We start from the raw sequence: 20,093 nt of genomic DNA, 5'->3' as shown, positions 1-20,093 counted from the left end.
GGAACCGCTCGCCCGATCGATCAGGGCCGGTCCAGCTTCGCGAGGATCGCCGCGACCGTCTCGGACAGCCGGGCCTGGTGCGAACCCTGCCAGTAGACGCGGCCGCACTCACGGCACTGCCGGAACGCGTCGTAGTAACGCCGGGTGAGCGGTTCCAGCCGATCCTCGACCTCGGCTTTGGCGACTTCGGCGACGGCGCCGCCACAGCGCAGGCAGCGGGTGAACGGCGCGAGGCGCGCGAGGAGGTCGAGTCGCCGGATCACCTCCACGACCTGCTCCACCGGCTGGTCGGACCGGATGTATACGCCATGGGTGACGTTCCGGCGCTTCAGCAATCCGCGATCCCGGGTGAGCAGAATCCGATGCTCGGCCGCCGACACCTCCGCCAGTTCGGCGTCCTCGGCGTCCCACCGGCAGTGCACGTCGAGGCCCATCAGCCGCATCAGCCTGGCGAGACCGCCGAGATTCACGTCCGCGAGGAACCGGGGCGTGCGCAACGGGTGCGGGCGGACCTTGGTCACCCCGCCGATGTCGAGTGTCTCGAACACCGGATACGCGGTGATCCGCCCGCCGGTGCGTGGCTGGTGGTCGAAGTCCACCAGCTGCCCGTCGACCAGGACCAGGTCGACCTCCGTGTGCGGGATGCCGGTGGCCTCGATGACGTCCTTGACGGTCTGGTGCGGGCGGAACGGCCGCCGCAGGGCGGTGTACCGCTCGTCGGGCCGCAGGAAATCGTTCAGCTCGGCGTAGACCCTCAGCTCGACGCTCATTCGAGGAACAGCGCCATCGACGCGGTGAAGCCGTGCAGCGCGTTGCGGCCCGCGATGGGCCCGATCTCGCCCGCGGCGAAGAAGCCCGCGAGCGGGATGCCGTCGAGCAAGTCCTCGATCGTCGTGGCGTCGTGATCGGCCACCCCGAACATCCGGCGGCCGCGTCCGTTGCAGGTGAACAGCAGCGCACCGGCCGGGCGGCCGGAAAGGTGCGTGCGTGCCCGCGCGAGGGCGGCGCGCAGGTCCTGGTCTGCTCCGACCGCGTCACGGACCTGGAACTGCACGGTCGTGCCGACTTCGACCACCTCGCCGACCTCGATCGCGCCACTGTTCGGATCGGCGCCGAGCAGGCCGCGGACCAGGAAATCGCCTTGGCCGGGCTCGGCCAGGTGCTCGTCCACCACGAAGCCGATCTGCAGGCCGCGGGCGAGTTGTTCCTGCTGGTCGGGCGGCAGTACGGCGACTATCTCGCGCAACCGCTCGATCGGCGGCTGCCCACCGAGCCCGGTGATGACGGTGCCGTCCGCGCCGGTGATGGTGTAGGGATAGCCGATCGGGCGGCAGCCCTGCGAGACGATCGGCACGTTGTGCAGACCCGGAAGACGCACGCCGACCGCACCGGAGGTCACCACGGCGTGGTCGCGGAACAATCGGCTGCCTTCCGGGCCGCGGCCGCCGCTCACCAACCCGCCCATCACGACGGTGCCGGGCAGATCGGTGTTGACGTACTCGAGCAGCAAGTCGGCCGGGAACGAATACGGGTCGGGCAGCAGCAAGTGGAAGTCGCGCGCGGCCTTGTCGAAGCGGTAACCCGCGAGCAGTCCGCCGCTCGCCGTCCGGAGGAAGTCCAGCTGGAAGGTCTCAGCAGCGGGCAGGCCGGAGGCCAGCCATACCGTCACGGCGGGCTCGTCCTCGATCTCGCGGCGGCCCGCGACGATCGCCTGCGCCACGCACCCGACCAGCGCGGGCACCCGGACCGTCCGGTGAACGCCGGACAGCACCTCCACGGCCTCGTCGGTATGCGCGCGGGAGGCGAGCAGCACGGCCAGCGACGGTGCTTCGCCCGCGAGTTGCTCACGGGCGATCGCTGTGGCCTCCATGCCGGCCTGCCGCGCGCCGAGGGCGGTGGAGAGCCCTACTCCGATCCGCACCCTTCCATGGTAGCCAACCAGGCAAGATGAGGATGTTGTTGTCGCGCAAGGCATTTCGTAAACGATGCCATCGCATGGTCCGTCTGCCAGGTGATAACGCGACTTCGGGACCGCTCGGTACAGCGGACGAGGCCACTTCGTGACCGGACAGACCCGCCACCGTTGCACCCTGGCGACCAGGATCGGCGCATGTTGCGATCCGATAGCTGCCCGCCGGTCGCGGCTGGCCCTCCGCCTTCCCAACCCCGAGAGGTCGCGCGGATCTGAGTGACAATAGCCGACACCACAGTCTGCTTTCGGCGATGCGAGATCAGAATGTCGGCACAGGCCAGTGCACCGCGGCAAGACCTGATGAGGACAAGCGGGAGACATCGTGAGTCAGCCGTCGCGGATCGACACGGCCGAACTGCACGCGATGGTGTCGACGTTGGAGCGGCTCATCGCGGAGGCCGCGCGCACGGTCGGCGAGTTGAAGGCGACCATCGCGTCCGCCGAGGCGAAAGTCGGCGGCGACCGTCGCGAACAGCGCGACGAATCGCTTGTTCCCGCGCGAACCGACGCGGCAGCCACCCACGAACACACGGCCGAAGCGCTCGTTCCCGCCCCAACCGACACCGCAGCCACCCACGAACACGCAGCCGAAGCGCTCGTTCCCGCCCGAACCGATACCGCAGCCGCCCACGAGCGCACGGCCGCATCGATGGCCGAGTCCGGGCGCGTGGCGATGCCCACCCCGTGGTCGCGTAGACCTCCGGCGACGCCTTGGTCCAGACGCGTGGTCAGGCCGTGCCCGAGCGTGCCCAGCGCGCCGGTTCGAGTGGCCGCGCCACGCGTGACAGGCGTCCCGATAGCCGAACTGTCACCGCCCGCACGGCAACCGGCCGTGCCGCGACACTCGGATTTCGGGTTCAGCGGTGGGCGGACCGGCGCTGACGACTCCGGCTCCGTCCGGCGAACCGATGACGACTCCCCGTCCACTCCACAGGTCGCCGTCACAGCCGACGCGCCGCCGATCCGAAGGTCTGAGCGCGCGGACGAGCCCGCGCCCGCCCTGCGGGCCGACGCTGCGGCCATCCGACCGATCGATGTCGTCGCGGACTCTTCACCGATCCGGCGTACCGGCGCGGCGCCTATCCCACACCGCGAGGATTCCCATGCGAAAGCCGACACCGCTCCCCCTTCGGAGCCGGTCCCTCCGACTACCCACGGCTTGCTCCCCGTTCAGCGGAACACCGCCGTGCCCGTCGAGGAAGGCGGTATCCGGCCCGTCCAGGAGACCGAACACGCCTCCGCACCACCAGCCGACACCGAGCACCTGCGGCTAAACGACGCCAGGGCTGGTGTCCCTCAGGCGAACACGGGACAACTCGATACCGCGGACGACTCCTCATCCGTCCCGGAAATCGCCATCGCGCAGGAAGCCGAGCCCGTCCCCCCGATCGACACCGTCGCCGAACCAGTCGCCCTAGAGCCATCCGACGCCGCGAATCCCGCAAGCCCCCGACCAGCCGGCTCCCCACCACGAGTCGGTAACAGTCACCGCCCCGAACTCATCTCACCGCTCGACCTCGCGAACTGCCTCGCATCGGTCCAGCGAACCGTTCCGCGATCCCCCGAATCCGCCGCCTCATGGCGTCCGGCATCCACCCAGCAGCCCGGCATGGGCGATTCGGCACTCAGCCAGCAGCTCGAGGCCGCTGACGACAGCGCAGCCGACGGGAAGACCGCCCACCCAGCCGCCGCCCAGCGGGCCGATCCCGCACCTACCGGGTCCGCCACCCCGTGGGGCACCGCACCCGTTCGCGAGCCCGAAACACTCCAAGACTCCGCCCTCGTCGAAGGCACAGCCGCCGTCCAGCAGACCGACCACCCGCGCCCTTCCGCAGCCGAGCAGCCGATGAACTCGCCCATCCAGCAGGGCGATTCCGCCGACGGCCCCGCGCTCGGCCCACGGTCCGAAGCCCCGAGCCGGCTCGCCTCGAACGAGCACTCCGCGACTCGAGACGATCCCGGACACATCGAGCACGCCACCGACCCCGTCCCGAGCGACACCGTCACCGGCTCGGCTTCCTCTCCCTGGATCGGCATCTCGCACCGCAGGGACGCCACCCCGTCCATCGCGGATTCGAAGGACACCGCCGAAGCCCACGGGAACGATCGCCGACCGCACCCACAGACCAGCGGCACAGGCTTGTTCACGCCCACCCCGCGGACCGATCCCGTCGCCCAAGGCGATCCCCTGGACCACCGGGCTCCTGTGCGGCGGACCGCTGACCCAGCCGCCCGGCCATCGGATCGGCAGGCCACCGCCGCGCCGCGCGACCGCGCCCACGACTCCGCACCCGGGCATCGACCTGCCCCCGCACGCGGCGAACGCGGGGACACCGGGCACCGCCCCCCGCAAACACCGCAGACCGGCACCACCAACGCTTCCGAGGTGAGCCGGATCGCCCAGGAGTTGTCGCAGCGGCACGGCGTGAAGATCGTCGGGTTCGGTGCCACGGATATCGACGTGCAGGCGGTCCGTGAGATCGTTTCCGCCATCGATGAGCTGCTGGCGAAATACCCGATTCCGCTGCGGGGCGTGGAACTCACCGACGATCCGGAATCACGTCCGAGGCCGAATCCCACAACGGTGACGGAAGACTCGCCCGAGGTTTGGCTCGTCCTGGCCAAACCTGCCCCGCATCCGTCAGGTGCGGTGGCCGAACAGCAGACGCGACGAATCTTTCGCAGGCGCGGGCCCGTCGAGCGGCCGGTGTATACGACGGTCGTCCGCGAATTCGCGCGGGCTTTGGACGTCGCGGGCGGTTTCCGGGCTCGCCAAGAAGCGTTGCGGACGTTGATCAACGAGTCCCTTCTCCGCGGCGGCAGTGGCGCCGGTCTGCTGGACCCCGGCCGTGCTCTGGTGGAGGGCTTCACCGAGGTGGTCCTGCGGGGGGATCGCGCGGGTGCGTCGGCGAAGGAACTGCACGCGGCACTGGTGAAGATGGCGCGCGCGGAATCGACCGATCAGCCGGAAGCCACCGACCCACCGGATGCCACCGACCTGCCGAGTTCCACCGACCTGTCGGCGTGACGCCCCCTGCGCGCTAGGCGTCCAAGTGGACCGCGACTCGTTCCAGCCGGCTCTCGGTGTAGGAGGCGATCTGATCCACGACGACGCGCACGCGGGCGGTGTCGTCGGATGCGGCGTTCCAGAACGGCAGCAGCAGCGGGTCGAGGCTGTGCGGAGCGGTCGCCAGCAACCGATCGGCCACGGCGAGGATGCGTTCGCGCTGGGCGGCCTGCCGCAACCGGTGCGCCGAGTCGGACATCACGTAGCGCAACGCGACGGTCTTCAGCAGGGCCACCTCGGCGGCGACGATGCGCGGCACCTCGAGGTCGGCGGCATAGCGGGACAAGGGTTCCTCGCCCGCCACCTCCCGGGTCGCCATGATCGCGGCGGTGGCGAAGCGGCCGACCAGCTCGCTGGTGAGACGCTTCAGCGCGACCGAGGCGGTGAACGTGCCGTCGTAGCCGGAGGCCGCCGCGACCACCGGCAGTTCCGACAGCCGTTGCGCGGCGGCGATCAGTTCGTCGGCCGCCAGCGAGTGCTGGAACTGCCCCAGCGCCGCCAGGGCGTCCTGTTCGGCGGGGTCGGCCAGCGCGCGCAGATCGATCCGGCCCGCGAGGACACCGTCCTCGACGTCGTGCACCGAGTAGGCGACGTCGTCGGACCAGTCCATGATCTGGCATTCGAGGGCGCGTCGCCGGTCCGGCGCACCCTTGCGGATCCACTCCAGGCGCTCGATGTCGACCTCGTAGGCGCCGAACTTGGTGCCGGGACCCGTTCGGCCCCACGGGTATTTGATCGCCGCGTCCAGCGCGGCGCGAGTGAGATTGAGGCCCGCGCTGACGCCGTCGGGTTCGAGCACTTTGGGTTCGAGGCGGGTGAGGATGCGCAAGTTCTGCGCGTTGCCTTCGAAACCGCCGTATGCGTCGGCGAAGGTGTCGAGAGCTTTCTCCCCGTTGTGACCGTAGGGCGGGTGGCCGATGTCATGGGCGAGACCGGCCAGGTCGACCAGGTCCGGGTCACAGCCGAGACCGTCGGCGATGCTGCGGCCGATCTGGGCCACTTCCAGGGAATGGGTGAGCCGGGTGCGCGGGGTGTCGCCCTCACGGGGACCCATGACCTGCGTTTTGTCGGCCAGCCTGCGCAGGGCCGCGGAGTGCAGCACGCGGGCGCGGTCGCGGGCGAACTCGGTGCGGTGACCGGTCTCGAACTCACTGCGCGGCGGGCCGAGCCCCGCGGTCTTGGCGCCCTCGACGACGATGCGTTCGGTGTCGTGATCGGTGTACCGGGCGCTCATCGGGTCTCACTGTCCAGCCGTGTATGCGAAGTCCGCGGAGAAGTGGGTGAACTGGTACCAGAGCAGGGCGCCGGTCTCCCTGGCGATGCCGTGCGCCTGGGATTCGCGCGTGTGGACGGCGGGGCCGGTTCTGGTCGGCGCGGTCCACGCGGCCAGTCCCTCGTCCCTGGCCATGGTGCGGGTGCGCAGCGAGTGCCAGGGATCGCTGACCAGCACCGCCGACGACATGTCGCGCGCACGCATCGCCGTCGCCACGGCCTCGACGCTGCGCAGCGTGTCCGAGCCGGTTTCGACGGCCAGGATCTTGTCGCCGGGCACCCCCCGCGCCTGCAAGTAGTTCTTGCCCGACGCGGCTTCGGTGAACAGATCGCCCTCCTGCTTGCCGCCCACGGTGATGACCCGCGGCGCGACACCGGCCCGGAACAGCCGGTAAGCCCGGTCGAGTCGCGCTTCGAACACCGAGGACGGCGTTCCGGAGTACTGGGCCGCGCCGAGGACGACGATCGCGTCGGCCTTGGTGTAGTCATCGATGCGCGCCACCTGCCACACACGGAAGGCGGTCCCGCCGACCAGCACCGCCCCCATCACCACCGAACCGATGACCAGCCGCCGTGCCCAGCGCAGCAACCCCGCGCCGAAGCCCTGCGGCCGGGCCGGGTCCGGAGCCGGGAGAGCTCGGGTGCGCATCGTTGGCAAATCCACTCCCCAAGTCTGCCAGTAGCGGCATCACAGACCGGTAACTGTCGGACCTGGATACCGGCTCCGCGCGCACCTTCGCCGACGGTTACCAGCCGCGCGCTCGCCAAGCCGGAAGGTCGGGGCGCTCGGCGCCGAGGGTGGTGTCGTCACCGTGCCCGGGGTAGACGACGGTGTCGTCGGGGTAGCGGTCGAAGAGTTTCGTCGAGACGTCGGTGAAGAGGGAGGCGAAGTCCTCCGGTGCGGTGGTACGGCCGACGCCGCCGGGGAACAGCGAGTCCCCGGTGAACAGGTGGGTGCGGCCCGCTCCGTCGGTGAGCGCCAGGGTGATCGAGCCGGGCGTGTGGCCGCGCAGGTGGATGACCTCGAAGACCAGATCGCCGACCGCGACGGCGTCGCCTTCGGCGAGCAGCCGGTCCGGGCGCACCGGCAGCGGGCCGGCGTCGAGCGGATGGGCCGCGGTGGGCGCGCCGGTGGCGGCGGCGGTCTCCCGCAGCGCCATCCAGTGGTCTCGGTGCTGATGCGTGGTGACGATCAGCTCGACCTGCCCCGGCGCCTCCTGCTCGAGCAGGGCGGCGATGCGCGGCGCCTCGTTGGCGGCGTCGATGAGCAGGGCGGCGCCGGTGGCGGTGCACTGCACCAGGTAGCAGTTGTTGTCCATGCCGCCGACGGACATCTTGACGATGCGGGCGCCGGGGACGTCGCGCTGCTGCGGGTTGGAATCCGCTGACACGTGGCCGCTGTACGGGCGATCGATGGTGATCACGAAACGATGCTAGCGAGCTACATTCGTGCCATGTCATCGCCGCCGCGGATCCGCCTCGCTCGCATGTTCGCGATCAGCGTTCTGCTCGCCGTGATCGCCCTGGCCGGGGCTCCCCTGGCCGCGGCGCAACCACCGCTGCGGATGGACACCTACGTGGAGGACCGGGCCGGAGCGCTCGACGAGGGTCAGCGCGACCAGCTGCGCAACGCGGTGAACCGGCTCTACGCCGATCAGCGGATCCGGCTGTGGGTCGTGTACGTGCGCGACTTCGACGGCCTCACCCCGCAGGAGTGGTCCGCGCGCACCGCGTCGCTGTCCGGGTTCGGCGGGCGCGATCTTCTGCTGGCCGTCGCCACCGAGGATCGCGCGTACTGGTTGGCGGGCGAACTACCCAGCGGCGTGAGCGAGTCCGAACTCGACGGCCTCGTGATCCGAGAGGTCGAACCCGCCCTGCGCGACGGCCGCTGGGCCGATGCCGGGATCGCGACGGCCGACGGGCTGGACGTGGCCATGAGTGGCGGTGGGGTGAGCGGCCGAGCGCTGCTCGTCCTCGGTGTGCTCGTCATCCTCGGGGCGGGCGGCCTGGTGTGGTACGCGCGCAAACGACGGCGCGACCGGTCGGAGGCCGAGCTGGCGGCGGCGCGGCAGGTGGACCCGGAGAACACCGCGGCGCTGTCGGCACTGTCATTGGACGCGCTGCACGCGCGCTCGCGCGAGGCGCTCGTGGAGATCGACAACGCGATCCGCACCAGCGGCGAGGAACTCGATCTCGCCACGAGCGAGTTCGGCGCCACCGCCACCGTCCCCTTCCGCACCGCCCTCGACAACGCGAAAGCCGCTGTCGCCGAGGCATTCTCGATGCGGCAACGGCTCGACGACGCCATCCCGGAGACGGCGGACGAACAGCGCGCACTGCTGGTCGGCCTGATCGGCACGGTGGGCCGCGCCGACCGGGAACTCGACGCGCAGGTCGCCGCCTTCGACGCCATGCGCGACCTGCTGCTCGACGCCCCGGCGCGGCTGGACGCTCTGACCAGGGACATCGTGGACGTCACCGCCCGGGTCCCGGCGTCGGAGGCCGAGCTCGACCGGCTCACCGCCACCCATCCGCCGAGTGTGCTCGCGCCGATCGAGGACAACGTGCGGATGGCGCGGGAGCGGATCGCTTTCGCGGAGCAGAGCATCGACGCGGGACGGTCGGCCCTCACCGAGCCGGTCGGCGAGCAGGGCGGCGCGGTCGCCGCCATCCGGTCGGCCGAAGCCGCGATCGGTCAGGCCCGAGCCCTGCTCGACGCGGTCGACAACGCGTCCGGAGCCATTCGGCAAGCCCGCGACGGCCTTCCCGCCGTGCTGGACGAACTGCGCCGCGACATCGCCTCCGCCGCCGAACTCTCCGGTTACGGCGGGCCGGAACTGGCGGATGCCCGCACCGCCGCGCAGTCCGCGCTGGACCAGGCGACCGGATCGGCGGACACCGACCCGCTGAGCGCCTTCCACGACGCGGTCACCGCCGATGCCGAACTCGACCGTGCCGTCGCCGCCGCCACCGACCGCAGACAGGCCGCCGAGGACCTGCGGCGCAGGCTCGAGCACGCGCTCACCGACGCGGGCGCGCGGATCGGCGCGGCCGCCGACTACCTCGCCACCCGGCGCGGCGGCGTCGACGCCGAAGCGCGCACCCGGCTCTCGGAAGCACAGCGCAACCTCGACGAGGCGCGGCGGATGAGCGCGGACGACCCCGCCACGGCGCTGCGGCACGCCCGCACGGCGGCGGATCTGGCCGGGCGCGCGCTGCGGGCGGCCCAGGCCAGTGTGCGCGCCTGGGAGTCGGCGCAGAGTCCCTACGGCGGCGCCCACTCCGGGTCGGTGCTCGGCGGCGTCAACACGGGGGCCGTGCTCGGCGGCATCCTGCTCGAAGGACTGCTGCGAGGAGCGGCGGGCGGCGGGCGCGGCGGCTGGAGCCCCGGCTCGTTCGGCGGTTCGTCGGGCTCCCGGCGGATCGGCCGCGGCGGACGATTCTGACCACGCCTTGACCCTGACACCGTGTGAGGCCATAGACCGGGACTCGTCATGTTGAGTATCGGAGACTTCGCCAGACACGGACAGGTGTCGGTGCGCATGCTGCGCCATTACGACGCGATCGGGCTGCTGCGGCCCGACCGGGTCGACGCCGTCAGCGGTTACCGCTATTACGAGGCGGGACAGCTGGCACGGCTCAATCGCGTCGTCGCGCTGAAGGAACTCGGCTTCACCCTCGACCAGGTGCGCCGGATCCTGGACGAGCGGGTGGGCGGCGCCGAACTGCGCGGCATGCTCATGCTGCGCCGCGCCGAGCTCGAGCAGCGCATCACGAGCGACCGCGCCCGCCTGACCCAGGTCGAGACGAGGCTTCGCGTCATCGAGAAGGAGGGCTTCATGCCTGCCCACGATGTGGTGATCAAATCCGTCCCCGCTGTCCGAGTAGCCGAGGTGACCGGTGTCGCCAATGATTTCGAACCCGGCACGATCGGGCCGGTGATCGGTCCGTTGTTCGAGGACCTGTGCGCTCGGCTGGCGCGCGCCGAGGTCACACCGGTGGGTCCCGGGATCGCGTACTACGAGCAGCGCGCGGACGGCACGATCCTCGCCCACGCCGCGATGCCGGTCGACCTCGATCCGGACGGTGGGCACGATTTCGCGGTGGTGGACCTGCCCGCCATCGAGCGGGCCGCGACCGTGGTCCATCGCGGCAGCATGGAGCGGGTCCTGGAACCCTGGCAGGCGCTCGGTCGCTGGATCGACGAGAACGGCTACCGCATCAGCGGGCCCAGCCGCGAGGTGACCCTGGTCTATACCGAGGACACCGCGGGCTGGGTCACCGAGTTGCAGGAGCCCGTCCAGCCGAAATGAGACCGGGCCGTGGCGGCTCGTCCGCCACGGCCCGTCCCGGGACGGTCAGCCGGCGCGCACCGCCGACAACGCGGTCAGCTCGGATCGCACCTCCTCGAGCAGGTCTTCGGTGGGCGCGCCGCCGCCGAGCACGCCGACGGTCAGCTCACCCGCGAAGGTGTAGACGAGATAGGTCACCGCGGCCGACGCGCCCGCGGAGGGGCGAGGATGCGCGGACAGGTACACGATCTCGTAATCGGTCGGTTCGAGGCCCGCGGGCATGCGGAACTGGGGAACGACTCCGGTATTGGTCACCGCGATATGCCCGGCCAGCGAGTGAATCCTGGTCGCACCGTAGTAGTCCGGGAAATGCAGCACGGACTGCTGCACGACGCCTTCGGCCAGATCGTGCGTCAACCGGGCCGAAACGCGCTGGGCCAGTGTGACAACGCTCGCCTCTGGATCCACCTCGGCCGCGAAGGCGGCCATCCCCGCCATATTGGTGCCCGCCGCCGCGGCGACCGGTGGCCGCAGCCGAGTACGCAGGTCCACCGGGTACAGGCAGCCCAGCGGCGTCGCGCCACCGGCGGCCACCCGCGCGTACGCCCGCAACAGCGCCGCGGTGAGCAGGCCGTTCACCGTCACGCCGGTCTTGCGGCCCAGGTCGACGATCCTCGCGGTCGCCGCTCGGTCCAACCGCAGGCGCGGCGGGCGAGCCAGCGTGCTCGGCGCGGGCCGCGCGCTGTCGGGCGGTGGCGTCCGCTGCTCGGGCGGCAGCGGCACGGTCACGTCCTCGAATCCGGAGAGCGCGGCCCTGGCGATTCCCCGCGCGGCGACATGCCACTCCACCGATTGCGGAATACCTTGCGGGACAATGCTCGCTGGTCGACCGTCGACAAGGTCGGTATAGCAGTCCCACAGCCGTGCCAGTAGTTCGACACAGTGCCCCGCGTCGGCGACACTGTGGTGCGCGAACAGCGTGACGCGCCACTCGCCCGTACCCGCGCCGACCACGTCGAGATAGGCCAGCTGCACCGCGGGATCCACGGCGGGGATGCCGATCGCCGCCACCTCACCCTCCCGTACGAACGCGGGCACCCACGCGCGCTCGTTCGCCTCCAGCAGATAACCCTGCCCCGTGCCGTCTTCCGCGATCCGGCAGCCGATCACCGGATACGCGCGCCGCAACGCCGCGAACGCCTCCCCAAGCGCCGTCACGTCGAGTGCGCCCCGCACCGACACCGACCGGCCCGTGTAGGTCCCGTGCCGCACGAACCGCTGCTCCGATGGCGCCAGCGGCCGGATCGAAGCGTCCTCATCCCACAACATGCCGCAAGAGTGCGGCACCACCGGCACGGGTGCAAACCGACCGGGCGGGCGAATGCGGAAGACTGCCGGTATGAGTCTCGCGGCGCATCTGGAGCAGATCGGTCTTCCTTCGGTGGAGGAACAGCTGGCCCATCCCACCGTGGTCGGTATCGCCCAGGGCACACTGCCCGAACCGGTGTTCCGGTCCTGGTTGGAGCAGGACTATCTGTTCCTGCTCGACTACGTCCGCGTATTCGCCCGCCTCGCGTGGCAGGCTCCGGCCGCCCACCTCGGCGACCTGGTCGACCTCGCGCACACCACCTACCACGAGGAACTGTCGCTGCACCGCTCGCTGGCCGCCGAGTTCGGCGCCGACCTCGACGGCGCCGCGAAAGGCGCACCGTGCGCGGCGTACACGGCGTTTCTCTTGGACTCGGCCGCGTCCTATGGCGAAGGGCTCGCCGCCCTCTACCCGTGCATGTGGGGTTACTCGACACTGGGCGCGCGGCTGGCCCGGCGCCCGCCCGCCGAACCGCGCTACCGCCGCTGGGTCGACACCTACGCCGATCCGGGATTCGCCGCCCTCACCCGCCGCTGCGCACAGATGCTCGACGAGTCCGGCGCCGATCCGGCACGCGCGGAGGAACTGTTCCGCGAAGGACTGCGGCACGAGCTGGCGTTCTGGGATGTTCCGTGAATCTTGTTGCACAGATGGTCATCCCACACCACAGGGCCGGTGACCTACGCTGACATCGTGAGTCAGGATCACGTGCGGGCGTCCGACGCCGATCGCGAGAAGATCATCGACCGGCTGCGGCTGGCGATGAACGAAGGCAGGCTGACGCTGCCCGAATTCGACGAACGGCTGCAACAGGTGTACGCCGCCAAGACCTACGGCGAGCTGACGCCGCTGCTGTCCGACCTTCCCGCGCACCGGCAATCGCAGCAGGCGCGCGGTGCCGGCATTCCGCAGTGGATCACGATCATGTGGATTCCGTGGGTGTTCGTCAACGTGTTGTGCGTGGCGATCTACCTGGCCACCGGCGCGGGCTACTTCTGGCCGTTCTGGGTCGCCGCGCCGTGGGGGTTCGCGCTGCTCATTCCGACCACGATCGGCATGATCACGCGTAAGAAGAACTGCTGAACGACAGCGTCCCGGGGCCGGTCACGACCCCGGGGACGCCGCGGCGGGTTCAGGCGCCGATCAGATGCTGGGCGAGGTAGCCCTCCACCTTGTCCAGCGCGATGCGCTCCTGGGTCATCGTGTCGCGCTCGCGGATGGTCACCGCCTGGTCCTCGAGCGTCTCGAAGTCGACGGTGATGCAGAATGGCGTGCCGATCTCGTCCTGGCGGCGGTAGCGGCGGCCGATGGCGCCCGCGTCGTCGAACTCGACATTCCAGTTCTTGCGCAGCTGCGCGGCCAGGTCCTTGGCCTTCGGGGTGAGATCGGCGTTGCGCGAGAGCGGAAGCACCGCCGCCTTCACCGGCGCGAGGCGGCGATCCAGGCGCAGCACCGTGCGGGTGTCCACGCCGCCCTTGGCGTTGGGCGCCTCGTCCTCGGCGTAGGCGTCGACCAGGAAGGCCATCAGCGAGCGGGTGAGGCCCGCCGCGGGCTCGATGACGTACGGAATGTAGCGCTCGTTGGTGGTCTGGTCGAAGAAGCTCAGCTCGGTGCCGGAGTGCTCGGAGTGCGTCTTCAGGTCGAAGTCGGTGCGGTTGGCGACGCCCTCCAGCTCACCCCACTCGTTGCCCTGGAAGCCGAAGCGGTACTCGATGTCGGTGGTGCCCGCCGAGTAGTGCGAGAGCTTGTCCTTCGGGTGCTCGAACAGCCGCAGGTTCTCCGCGGCGATGCCGAGATCGGTGTACCAGGAGAACCGCGTCTCGATCCAGTACTTGTGCCACTCCACGTCCTCGCCCGGCTTGACGAAGTACTCCATCTCCATCTGCTCGAATTCGCGGGTGCGGAAGATGAAATTGCCGGGGGTGATCTCGTTGCGGAAGCTCTTGCCGATCTGCGCGATGCCGAACGGCGGCTTCTTGCGCGCGGTCGTCATCACGTTGGCGAAGTTCACGAAGATGCCCTGGGCGGTCTCCGGGCGCAGGTAGTGCAGGCCCTCCTCGGACTCGATCGGGCCGAGGTAGGTCTTGAGCATCATGTTGAAGTCGCGCGGCTCGGTCCAGCGGCCGACGGTGCCGCAGTTGGGGCACGCGATGAGGTCCATCGAGACCGTGTCCGGGTCATCGATCTTGTTCTTCAGCGCGTACGCCTCCTGCAGGTGGTCCTGCCGGAAGCGGTGGTGGCAGTTCAGGCACTCGACCAGCGGGTCGTTGAACACGCCGACGTGGCCCGACGCCACCCACACCTGGCGGGGCAGGATCACCGACGAGTCGAGACCGACGACGTCCTCGCGGCTGGTGACCATGGCGCGCCACCACTGCTTCTTGATGTTCTCCTTGAGCTCGACACCCAGCGGACCGTAATCCCATGCCGACTTGGTGCCTCCGTAGATCTCACCGCACGGGTACACCAGACCCCGGCGCTTGGCGAGGTTGGCAACGGTGTCCACCTTCGACTTGGGTGCCACGCGAGAATTCTCCATCCACTGCGAGTCGGATTCTTGTTGCCTCGACACGATAGTTCGGCGTCGACGCTGCGATTTGTGCCCAGCCTATCGGCAGGCCCGGCGCCGGTTTCAACCGCACGGTTCGGCGCGCCCGTTTGACATGCGCACCTGTGCATACGCAAACTGGTAATGCTTTCCATTAAGGAGTTGGTGACATGACCGCCGAGACCGCCGCGGCACCGCCGCACAACCCGTATCGGTCGCCCGGCCCGGCGCCGGTCCCCGCACGCACCGTGCTGGAGGACGCGGGCGAGCTGTTACGGGCGCTGGCAGCGCCGGTACGGATTGCTATCGTGCTGCAGTTGCGCGAGTCGCCGCGCTGCGTCCACGAATTGGTCGACGCGCTCGGCGTCACGCAACCACTTGTCAGTCAACATCTTCGCATCCTCAAGGCCGCCGGTGTCGTGCACGGTGAGCGTTCGGGTCGCGAGGTGCTCTACGAACTCGTCGACGACCATCTGGCGCACATCGTCGTCGACGCCGTCGCGCACGCCGAGGAAGGGTGATTCGTGCCAGACAACACGGCCGCTCCGCAGAAACCGGTCGGTATCCGCAGCACCAGGCAGCGCAGCGCCATCGCCGCGCTGCTCGGTGACATCGATGAGTTCCGCTCCGCCCAGGACCTACACGACGAGCTGCGCAAACGTGGCGAGGGCATCGGCCTGACCACGGTCTACCGGACGCTGCAGTCGCTGGCCGACGCGGGCATGGTGGACGTGCTGCGCACCGACTCCGGCGAGTCGGTCTACCGGCAGTGCTCCACCGGCCACCATCACCACCTGGTGTGCAGGCATTGCGGCCGCACCGTGGAGGTGGAAGGCCCGACCGTGGAGGCGTGGGCCGAGGCCATCGCGCACGAGCACGGCTTCACCGAGATCAGCCACACCTTGGAGGTGTTCGGCACCTGCACGTCCTGCGAGACGGCGCGCCGGCGCAACAGGTGATCGCCCGTCTTCCGGCGCACCCGGCCGAGGCGGCCGCACCGGCGTGTCTTGCCGGGCATCGTGAAGCACGGCCGCGCCGAACTACCGGGTAGGCGCTGGCTGCCCGCACGGCTCGATGACGCGGAGCGCGCCGCGCGAACCTGTCTGCTGCCGCCCGCCGTCCGAACGAGGCTGCCACATCGGCGTCGGCGTCACCCGGCACGCGCGAAAGCGGCCCGGCCACCGTTCGGTGGCCGGGTCGCTCAGGGACAGGGCTCGGGTAACCGCACCGTCCTTCACCGGCAGCGGACCGCTCTCGTCCGAGAACGCCCGCGTGACCGATTCAGCTGACGGGCATCGCGTTCCGCGCCGCAGCCGGAGCGTCGGCCGGTCGACCGCGCAGCGTGCCGACGGCCAGCAGCGTGAGCGCCAACGCGCCCCACACCAGCAGCACCACCAGGGGGCCGGTCGCGGCGGCACCGTCGAAGAACGCCACCGAGCGCAGCAGTGACGCGGCGGCTCCGGGCGGCAGCAACTGTCCGACGACGCCCCACGGCTGCGGCAACAGCTCCGGCGCCGACGTGGCCGCCGAGAACGGGTTGCCGATCAGCAGCATGGTCAGCGCGGCGAGGCCGACCCCCGCCGTACCGATCACGGCGGCGAGGCCCACCACCGCCCCCGCGACCGCGAACGACACCAGCCCGGCCACCGAAGCGAGCACCAGGTACGACCCGGGCACCACCGACAGCCAGCCCTGAATGATCGCCATGCTCAGCAGCCCGCCCGCGACGCCGAAGGTGACCAGGCCGATCACCCGTCCGCCGAACGCGGGAATCAACAGAGCCAGCAGCACGCCCGCCGCGATGCCGGACATGACCAACGGCAGCACCATCGCGCCGAACGCGGTCCCGCGCGGATCGTCCGAGTCGGCCGCGACCACGTCCTCGACCCGGGCGGCGGGCGCGCCGGAGAGCTGCTGCCCGATCTGGGTGAGCTGCTGCGCGACCGCGGGACTCGCGCCGGAGGCGACCAGCACGCGCGGCGGCCCGTCGCCGGTGACGACGGCCCCGTAGACCTCCCGGTTCTCGATCGCGGCACGGGCTGCGGCCTCGTCCGCGGGCGTGCTGATCTCGAACGCGCCCGGACTGTGCTCGGCGAGCTTGCCGCTGACCATCGCGGCTTGCGGACCGGTGACGGCCAGCGGCAGGTCACGGGGGCCGATATTGGCGGCCGGCCAGGCGAATGCGATCAGCATCAGCGCCTGGAGCAGGGCGGCGCCGAGACCGAGAGCGAACGCCCGCTGCGTGGTGTTCATGGCCTACTCCTAAAAATCGAATGCTCGTTCTTTTTAGTTGCGCCTACCGTCGCACGGGTCCCGGCAGTTGTCAAGAACGAATATTCGTTTTATTTTTGGATCATGCCCCGAGTCACCGAAGAGCACCTCGAACGCCGCAGGCAGCAGATCCTCGACGCCGCGCGGCGCTGCTTCACGCGCAAGGGCTTCCACGAGACCTCGATGCAGGACGTGTTCACCGAGTCCGGGCTCTCGGCCGGTGCGGTGTACCGCTACTTCAAGAGCAAGGACGAGTTGGTCACGGCCTTGGCCACGGAGACGACGGTGTCGCTGCGCGTAGCCATGGGCCACGCGATGAACCGCGAGCCGCTGCCCACGCCCGCCGAACTGATCGCCATGATCGCCGAGGAGGTCGTGCGGCGCAGCGGGCCCGATGGTCCGGTGCGGCTGGCGCCACAGGCCTGGGCGCTTGCCCTGGTGCATCCCGGTGCGGCGGTGATGGTCCGCGAGACGATGATCGCGATGCGCGCGCTGTGGGTGAACTACGCCGAACGCATGCGCGACAAGGGCTGGCTACCCGAAGACGCCGACGCCGACGCCGTGGGCAAAGCGATCATCGGACTGCTGCCGGGATTCATCCTCCAGCACCTCATCATCGGCGACCTCGACCCGCAAACCCTGGCGCTCGGCGTGCGCACCCTGCTCCCCTACGGCGAAACCACCGGCCCGAACGAGAGCTGATCGGGCGGCCGCGACCTCAGGGCAGCAGACCTTTCCTGGAACGGCTCGCGTTGGACAGCACGAGCAGCAGCATCGTGGTGAGGGCCTGATCGTCCAAACCCGCGGCGGGGAAGGTGTAGCGCAGGATGACGTCGGCGAGGTTGCCGCGGCCGATCACGGTCAGCGAGCCGAATTGCAGCGCGTTGTTGCGCTCGGCCACGCGCTTGTGCAGTTGCGGCTTCAGCGGCCGGTCCCAGGCCAGCACGCAGGTGAGGCTCAGCACGTCCAAGCCGGGCGCCAGGTTCACCGCGCGCAGCGAGGACAGCGCGCCCTCGTACTCGAAGCCCAGCGACCCCTCGGGGTCGACGCGCACGTCGATGCCGTAGCTCGACAGGCAGGCTCCGGCCCGTGCTTGCAGTTCCTGCTCCGGGGTCACCGCTGCGTCCATATCCGTGCCGCCGTTCACTTGGTCCCGCCGAAACGGCGGTCCCGCGCAGCGTACTGCAGACATGCCTCCCACAGGTTGCGCCGATCGAAGTCCGGGAAAAGCGTGTCCTGGTAGACGAATTCGGCGTAGGCCGACTGCCAGATGAGGAAGTTGGAGCTGCGGAACTCGCCCGACGGACGCAGGAACAGGTCCACGTCCGGCATATCCGGCTCGTCCAGGTATTTCGCCACCGTCGCCTCGGTGACCTTCTCCGGATCGATCTCGCCCGCCGCCACCCGGCGCGCGATCTCCCTTGCGGCGTCGGCGATCTCGGCGCGGCCACCGTAGTTGACGCACATGGTCAGCGTCATCACCGTGTTGTCCTTGGTGAGCTCCTCGGCGACCTCGAGCTCCTTGATCACGCTGCGCCACAGTCGCGGGCGGCGACCCGCCCAGCGCACCCGCACGCCCATCTCGTGCATCTCGTCACGGCGGCGGCGGATCACGTCACGGTTGAAGCCCATGAGGAAGCGCACCTCCTCGGGGCTGCGCCGCCAGTTCTCGGTGGAGAAGGCATAGGCCGACAGCCACTTGACGCCGATCTCGATGCAGCCCTCGACGGTGTCCATCAGCACCGCCTCACCACGCTCGTGGCCGGCGGTGCGGGGCAACCCGCGTTCCTGTGCCCAGCGGCCGTTACCGTCCATCACGAGCGCGACGTGCGACGGGACCAATTCCGGCGGCAGTTTCGGCGGCCGGGCTCCCGACGGATGCGGCGCGGGCGGGCGAACAGCGCCCGCGGGCTTCGGCTCGGTCGCGGTAGCGGAGTCTCGGCGGAGGATCACGGCCTCCATCCTGCCTGATCGCCGCCACTGCCCTGCCGCCGCGTTGCTTCCTGGCGAATTCCGCGGTTCGAACCGGCATCGGTGACTTATTCTTTTCCCTATCGTGATACTGGGGAGGGGTTTCTCGGACGTGAGCGATTTACCAGGCACCGGGACCGCGGCGGGTTTCCGAGCCACTCGCGAATTACTCGGCCTCCCGGTCCCTTGGTGCGCGCGTTTCTTCGCGGTCGCGGAACGCACCGTCGAGCGATGGGAGAAGGGGGCCTTCCAAATCCCCGACAGTGTGGCACGCGAACTCGCCGCCCTCGCGGACGAGACCGAACAGGTGGTGGAGGCAATGGTCGACGCCATCGACTCCGGGGAGATCTCACCCCGCCTGCACACTTATCGAACCAACGACGATTACGCCAAACACGAACCGGACACGCGATACCCCGCCACCTGGCATCGCGCGGTGTGCGCGCGCGTCATGATCGAGCTGCCCCAGGTAGAACTTCAATTCGTGGAGTGAGCGGCTGCTCGGCCTCCGCCCGGTCCGGCGAGCCCGGAACATGGACTCCGTCCGGCAGCACTTTTTCCGGCTGTGGCCCGGACCGCTCGATCAACGGCAAGGTGCGCAGTTGACGTTCCAGATGCCACTGCAAGTGCGCCGCGACCAGCCCGCTCGCTTGCCTGCGCACACCGGCGGGCGTCGTCTCGACGCGCTCCCAGTCCCCGCGCAACAACGCGACCAGCAGGTCGAGCACTCCGGGACCGGGTGTCGCCGCGCCCGGCGGACGGCAGTGCACGCACACCGCGCCACCGGCCGCGACATGGAACGCGCGATGCGGACCCGGCGTCGCGCACTTGGCGCACTCGTTCAAAGCGGGCGCCCAGCCCGCGAAACCCATAGCGCGCAACAGGAACGCGTCCAGGATCAGTTCGTGCGGCCGCTGCTTGGCCGCGATGGCGCGCAGGGCGCTCGCGGTGAGCGCGTGCAACCGGGGCGCGGGCGCGTGCTCCTCGCCTGCCAGTCGTTCCGCGGTCTCCAAAACGGCGCACGCGGTGGTGTAGCGCCCGTAATCGTCGATGATGTCGGCGGCGAACGCCTCCATCGTGTGCACCTGAGTGACGGTGTCCAGCGTGCGCCCCGGATACAACTGCACGTCGATGTAGGAGAACGGCTCCAACCGCGCTCCGAACCTCGACTTGGTGCGCCGTACCCCCTTGGCCACCGCGCGAACCAGTCCATGCTGTCGCGTGAGCAACGTGACGATGCGATCCGCCTCACCCAGCTTGTGCTGGCGAACCACTACCGCCTCGTCCCGATACAACCGCACGGGGTGAGTCTAATAGGGTGTTTGATTTCC

Annotated in this window: 20 protein-coding genes; 9 read left to right on the top strand and 11 right to left on the bottom strand. The window is 69.9% G+C overall.

Going from position 1 to position 20,093, the window contains the following annotated elements; translation table 11 throughout:
* Positions 1-20 precede the first annotated feature (20 nt).
* Both ON27_RS08300 and ON27_RS08295 read right to left on the bottom strand, forming a co-directional pair.
* Entirely contained in the window at positions 21-770 is a 750-nt protein-coding gene (locus tag ON27_RS08300) for a Mut7-C RNAse domain-containing protein (protein ID WP_043722024.1), read from the bottom strand.
* Entirely contained in the window at positions 767-1,921 is a 1,155-nt protein-coding gene (locus ON27_RS08295; RefSeq protein WP_043722020.1) for an FIST signal transduction protein, read from the bottom strand. Before ON27_RS08295 ends, ON27_RS08300 begins: the two co-directional genes overlap by 4 nt.
* Before the next feature lie 373 nt (positions 1,922-2,294).
* Here ON27_RS08295 and ON27_RS08290 point away from each other — a divergent pair, with 373 nt between their 5' ends.
* Positions 2,295-5,000, top strand: a complete 2,706-nt coding sequence (locus ON27_RS08290; protein WP_043722017.1) for a hypothetical protein — start codon at positions 2,295-2,297, stop codon at positions 4,998-5,000.
* A 13-nt stretch (positions 5,001-5,013) separates the two neighbouring features.
* On the opposite strand, the gene ON27_RS08285 is transcribed toward ON27_RS08290, so the two are convergent.
* The 3 genes from ON27_RS08285 to ON27_RS08275 form a co-directional block, all read right to left on the bottom strand.
* Positions 5,014-6,273, bottom strand: a complete 1,260-nt coding sequence (locus ON27_RS08285) for a deoxyguanosinetriphosphate triphosphohydrolase (protein WP_043722013.1) — start codon at positions 6,271-6,273, stop codon at positions 5,014-5,016.
* Positions 6,274-6,279: 6 nt separating this feature from the next.
* Entirely contained in the window at positions 6,280-6,960 is a 681-nt protein-coding gene (locus ON27_RS08280; RefSeq protein ID WP_043722073.1) for a YdcF family protein, read from the bottom strand.
* A gap of 97 nt (positions 6,961-7,057) precedes the next feature.
* Entirely contained in the window at positions 7,058-7,735 is a 678-nt protein-coding gene (locus ON27_RS08275) for an MBL fold metallo-hydrolase (RefSeq protein ID WP_043722011.1), read from the bottom strand.
* 30 nt (positions 7,736-7,765) lie between these two features.
* Here ON27_RS08275 and ON27_RS08270 point away from each other — a divergent pair, with 30 nt between their 5' ends.
* Positions 7,766-9,757 (top strand): TPM domain-containing protein, encoded by a 1,992-nt coding sequence (locus tag ON27_RS08270; RefSeq protein WP_051046351.1) that lies wholly within the window; start codon positions 7,766-7,768, stop codon positions 9,755-9,757.
* 48 nt (positions 9,758-9,805) lie between these two features.
* Positions 9,806-10,624: a MerR family transcriptional regulator gene (locus ON27_RS08265; protein WP_043722007.1), complete on the top strand. Its 819-nt coding sequence runs from the start codon at positions 9,806-9,808 to the stop codon at positions 10,622-10,624.
* A gap of 45 nt (positions 10,625-10,669) precedes the next feature.
* On the opposite strand, the gene ON27_RS08260 is transcribed toward ON27_RS08265, so the two are convergent.
* On the bottom strand, positions 10,670-11,932 hold the full coding sequence (locus ON27_RS08260) for a phthiocerol/phthiodiolone dimycocerosyl transferase family protein (RefSeq protein ID WP_043722006.1): 1,263 nt from the start codon (positions 11,930-11,932) through the stop codon (positions 10,670-10,672).
* Between the two features lie 70 nt (positions 11,933-12,002).
* Between ON27_RS08260 and ON27_RS08255 the strand changes: the two genes are divergently transcribed.
* Positions 12,003-12,608, top strand: coding sequence for a TenA family protein (locus tag ON27_RS08255; protein ID WP_043722005.1), 606 nt, complete (start codon positions 12,003-12,005; stop codon positions 12,606-12,608).
* A gap of 57 nt (positions 12,609-12,665) precedes the next feature.
* Positions 12,666-13,055, top strand: coding sequence for a DUF1707 domain-containing protein (locus tag ON27_RS08250; RefSeq protein ID WP_051046350.1), 390 nt, complete (start codon positions 12,666-12,668; stop codon positions 13,053-13,055).
* 49 nt (positions 13,056-13,104) lie between these two features.
* Here the strand turns inward: ON27_RS08250 and ON27_RS08245 are convergent, their stop codons facing one another.
* Complete coding sequence (locus tag ON27_RS08245; protein ID WP_043722004.1) at positions 13,105-14,496, bottom strand: glycine--tRNA ligase; 1,392 nt, start codon at positions 14,494-14,496, stop codon at positions 13,105-13,107.
* 194 nt (positions 14,497-14,690) lie between these two features.
* On the opposite strand from ON27_RS08245, the gene ON27_RS08240 reads away from it, so the two are divergent.
* The gene (locus tag ON27_RS08240) at positions 14,691-15,041 is read left to right on the top strand and encodes an ArsR/SmtB family transcription factor (protein ID WP_043688763.1); all 351 of its coding nucleotides are present in this window, start codon (positions 14,691-14,693) and stop codon (positions 15,039-15,041) included.
* Positions 15,042-15,044: 3 nt separating this feature from the next.
* Positions 15,045-15,479, top strand: coding sequence for a Fur family transcriptional regulator (locus ON27_RS08235; protein WP_043722002.1), 435 nt, complete (start codon positions 15,045-15,047; stop codon positions 15,477-15,479).
* 322 nt (positions 15,480-15,801) lie between these two features.
* Here the strand turns inward: ON27_RS08235 and ON27_RS08230 are convergent, their stop codons facing one another.
* Positions 15,802-16,773: an ABC transporter permease gene (locus ON27_RS08230; RefSeq protein WP_043722001.1), complete on the bottom strand. Its 972-nt coding sequence runs from the start codon at positions 16,771-16,773 to the stop codon at positions 15,802-15,804.
* A gap of 102 nt (positions 16,774-16,875) precedes the next feature.
* Between ON27_RS08230 and ON27_RS08225 the strand changes: the two genes are divergently transcribed.
* On the top strand, positions 16,876-17,493 hold the full coding sequence (locus ON27_RS08225) for a TetR/AcrR family transcriptional regulator (RefSeq protein WP_043721999.1): 618 nt from the start codon (positions 16,876-16,878) through the stop codon (positions 17,491-17,493).
* 16 nt (positions 17,494-17,509) lie between these two features.
* On the opposite strand, the gene ON27_RS08220 is transcribed toward ON27_RS08225, so the two are convergent.
* On the bottom strand, positions 17,510-17,920 hold the full coding sequence (locus ON27_RS08220) for a YbjN domain-containing protein (RefSeq protein ID WP_043722068.1): 411 nt from the start codon (positions 17,918-17,920) through the stop codon (positions 17,510-17,512).
* A 14-nt stretch (positions 17,921-17,934) separates the two neighbouring features.
* Positions 17,935-18,753, bottom strand: coding sequence for an isoprenyl transferase (locus tag ON27_RS08215; RefSeq protein ID WP_043721996.1), 819 nt, complete (start codon positions 18,751-18,753; stop codon positions 17,935-17,937).
* A gap of 121 nt (positions 18,754-18,874) precedes the next feature.
* On the opposite strand from ON27_RS08215, the gene ON27_RS08210 reads away from it, so the two are divergent.
* The gene (locus tag ON27_RS08210; RefSeq protein WP_157227120.1) at positions 18,875-19,255 is read left to right on the top strand and encodes an Aca2/YdiL-like domain-containing protein; all 381 of its coding nucleotides are present in this window, start codon (positions 18,875-18,877) and stop codon (positions 19,253-19,255) included.
* Here ON27_RS08210 and recO read toward each other — a convergent pair.
* Complete coding sequence (recO, locus tag ON27_RS08205) at positions 19,212-20,063, bottom strand: DNA repair protein RecO (protein WP_245559863.1); 852 nt, start codon at positions 20,061-20,063, stop codon at positions 19,212-19,214. The genes ON27_RS08210 and recO overlap by 44 nt on opposite strands.
* Positions 20,064-20,093: the final 30 nt, after the last annotated feature.

It is taken from the genome of Nocardia asiatica NBRC 100129 (assembly GCF_000308415.1).
In the GTDB taxonomy this organism is placed as follows: domain Bacteria; phylum Actinomycetota; class Actinomycetes; order Mycobacteriales; family Mycobacteriaceae; genus Nocardia; species Nocardia asiatica.
The sequence above is the reverse complement of the archived record's forward strand: the minus strand, read 5'-3'. Positions and strand labels throughout refer to the sequence as shown.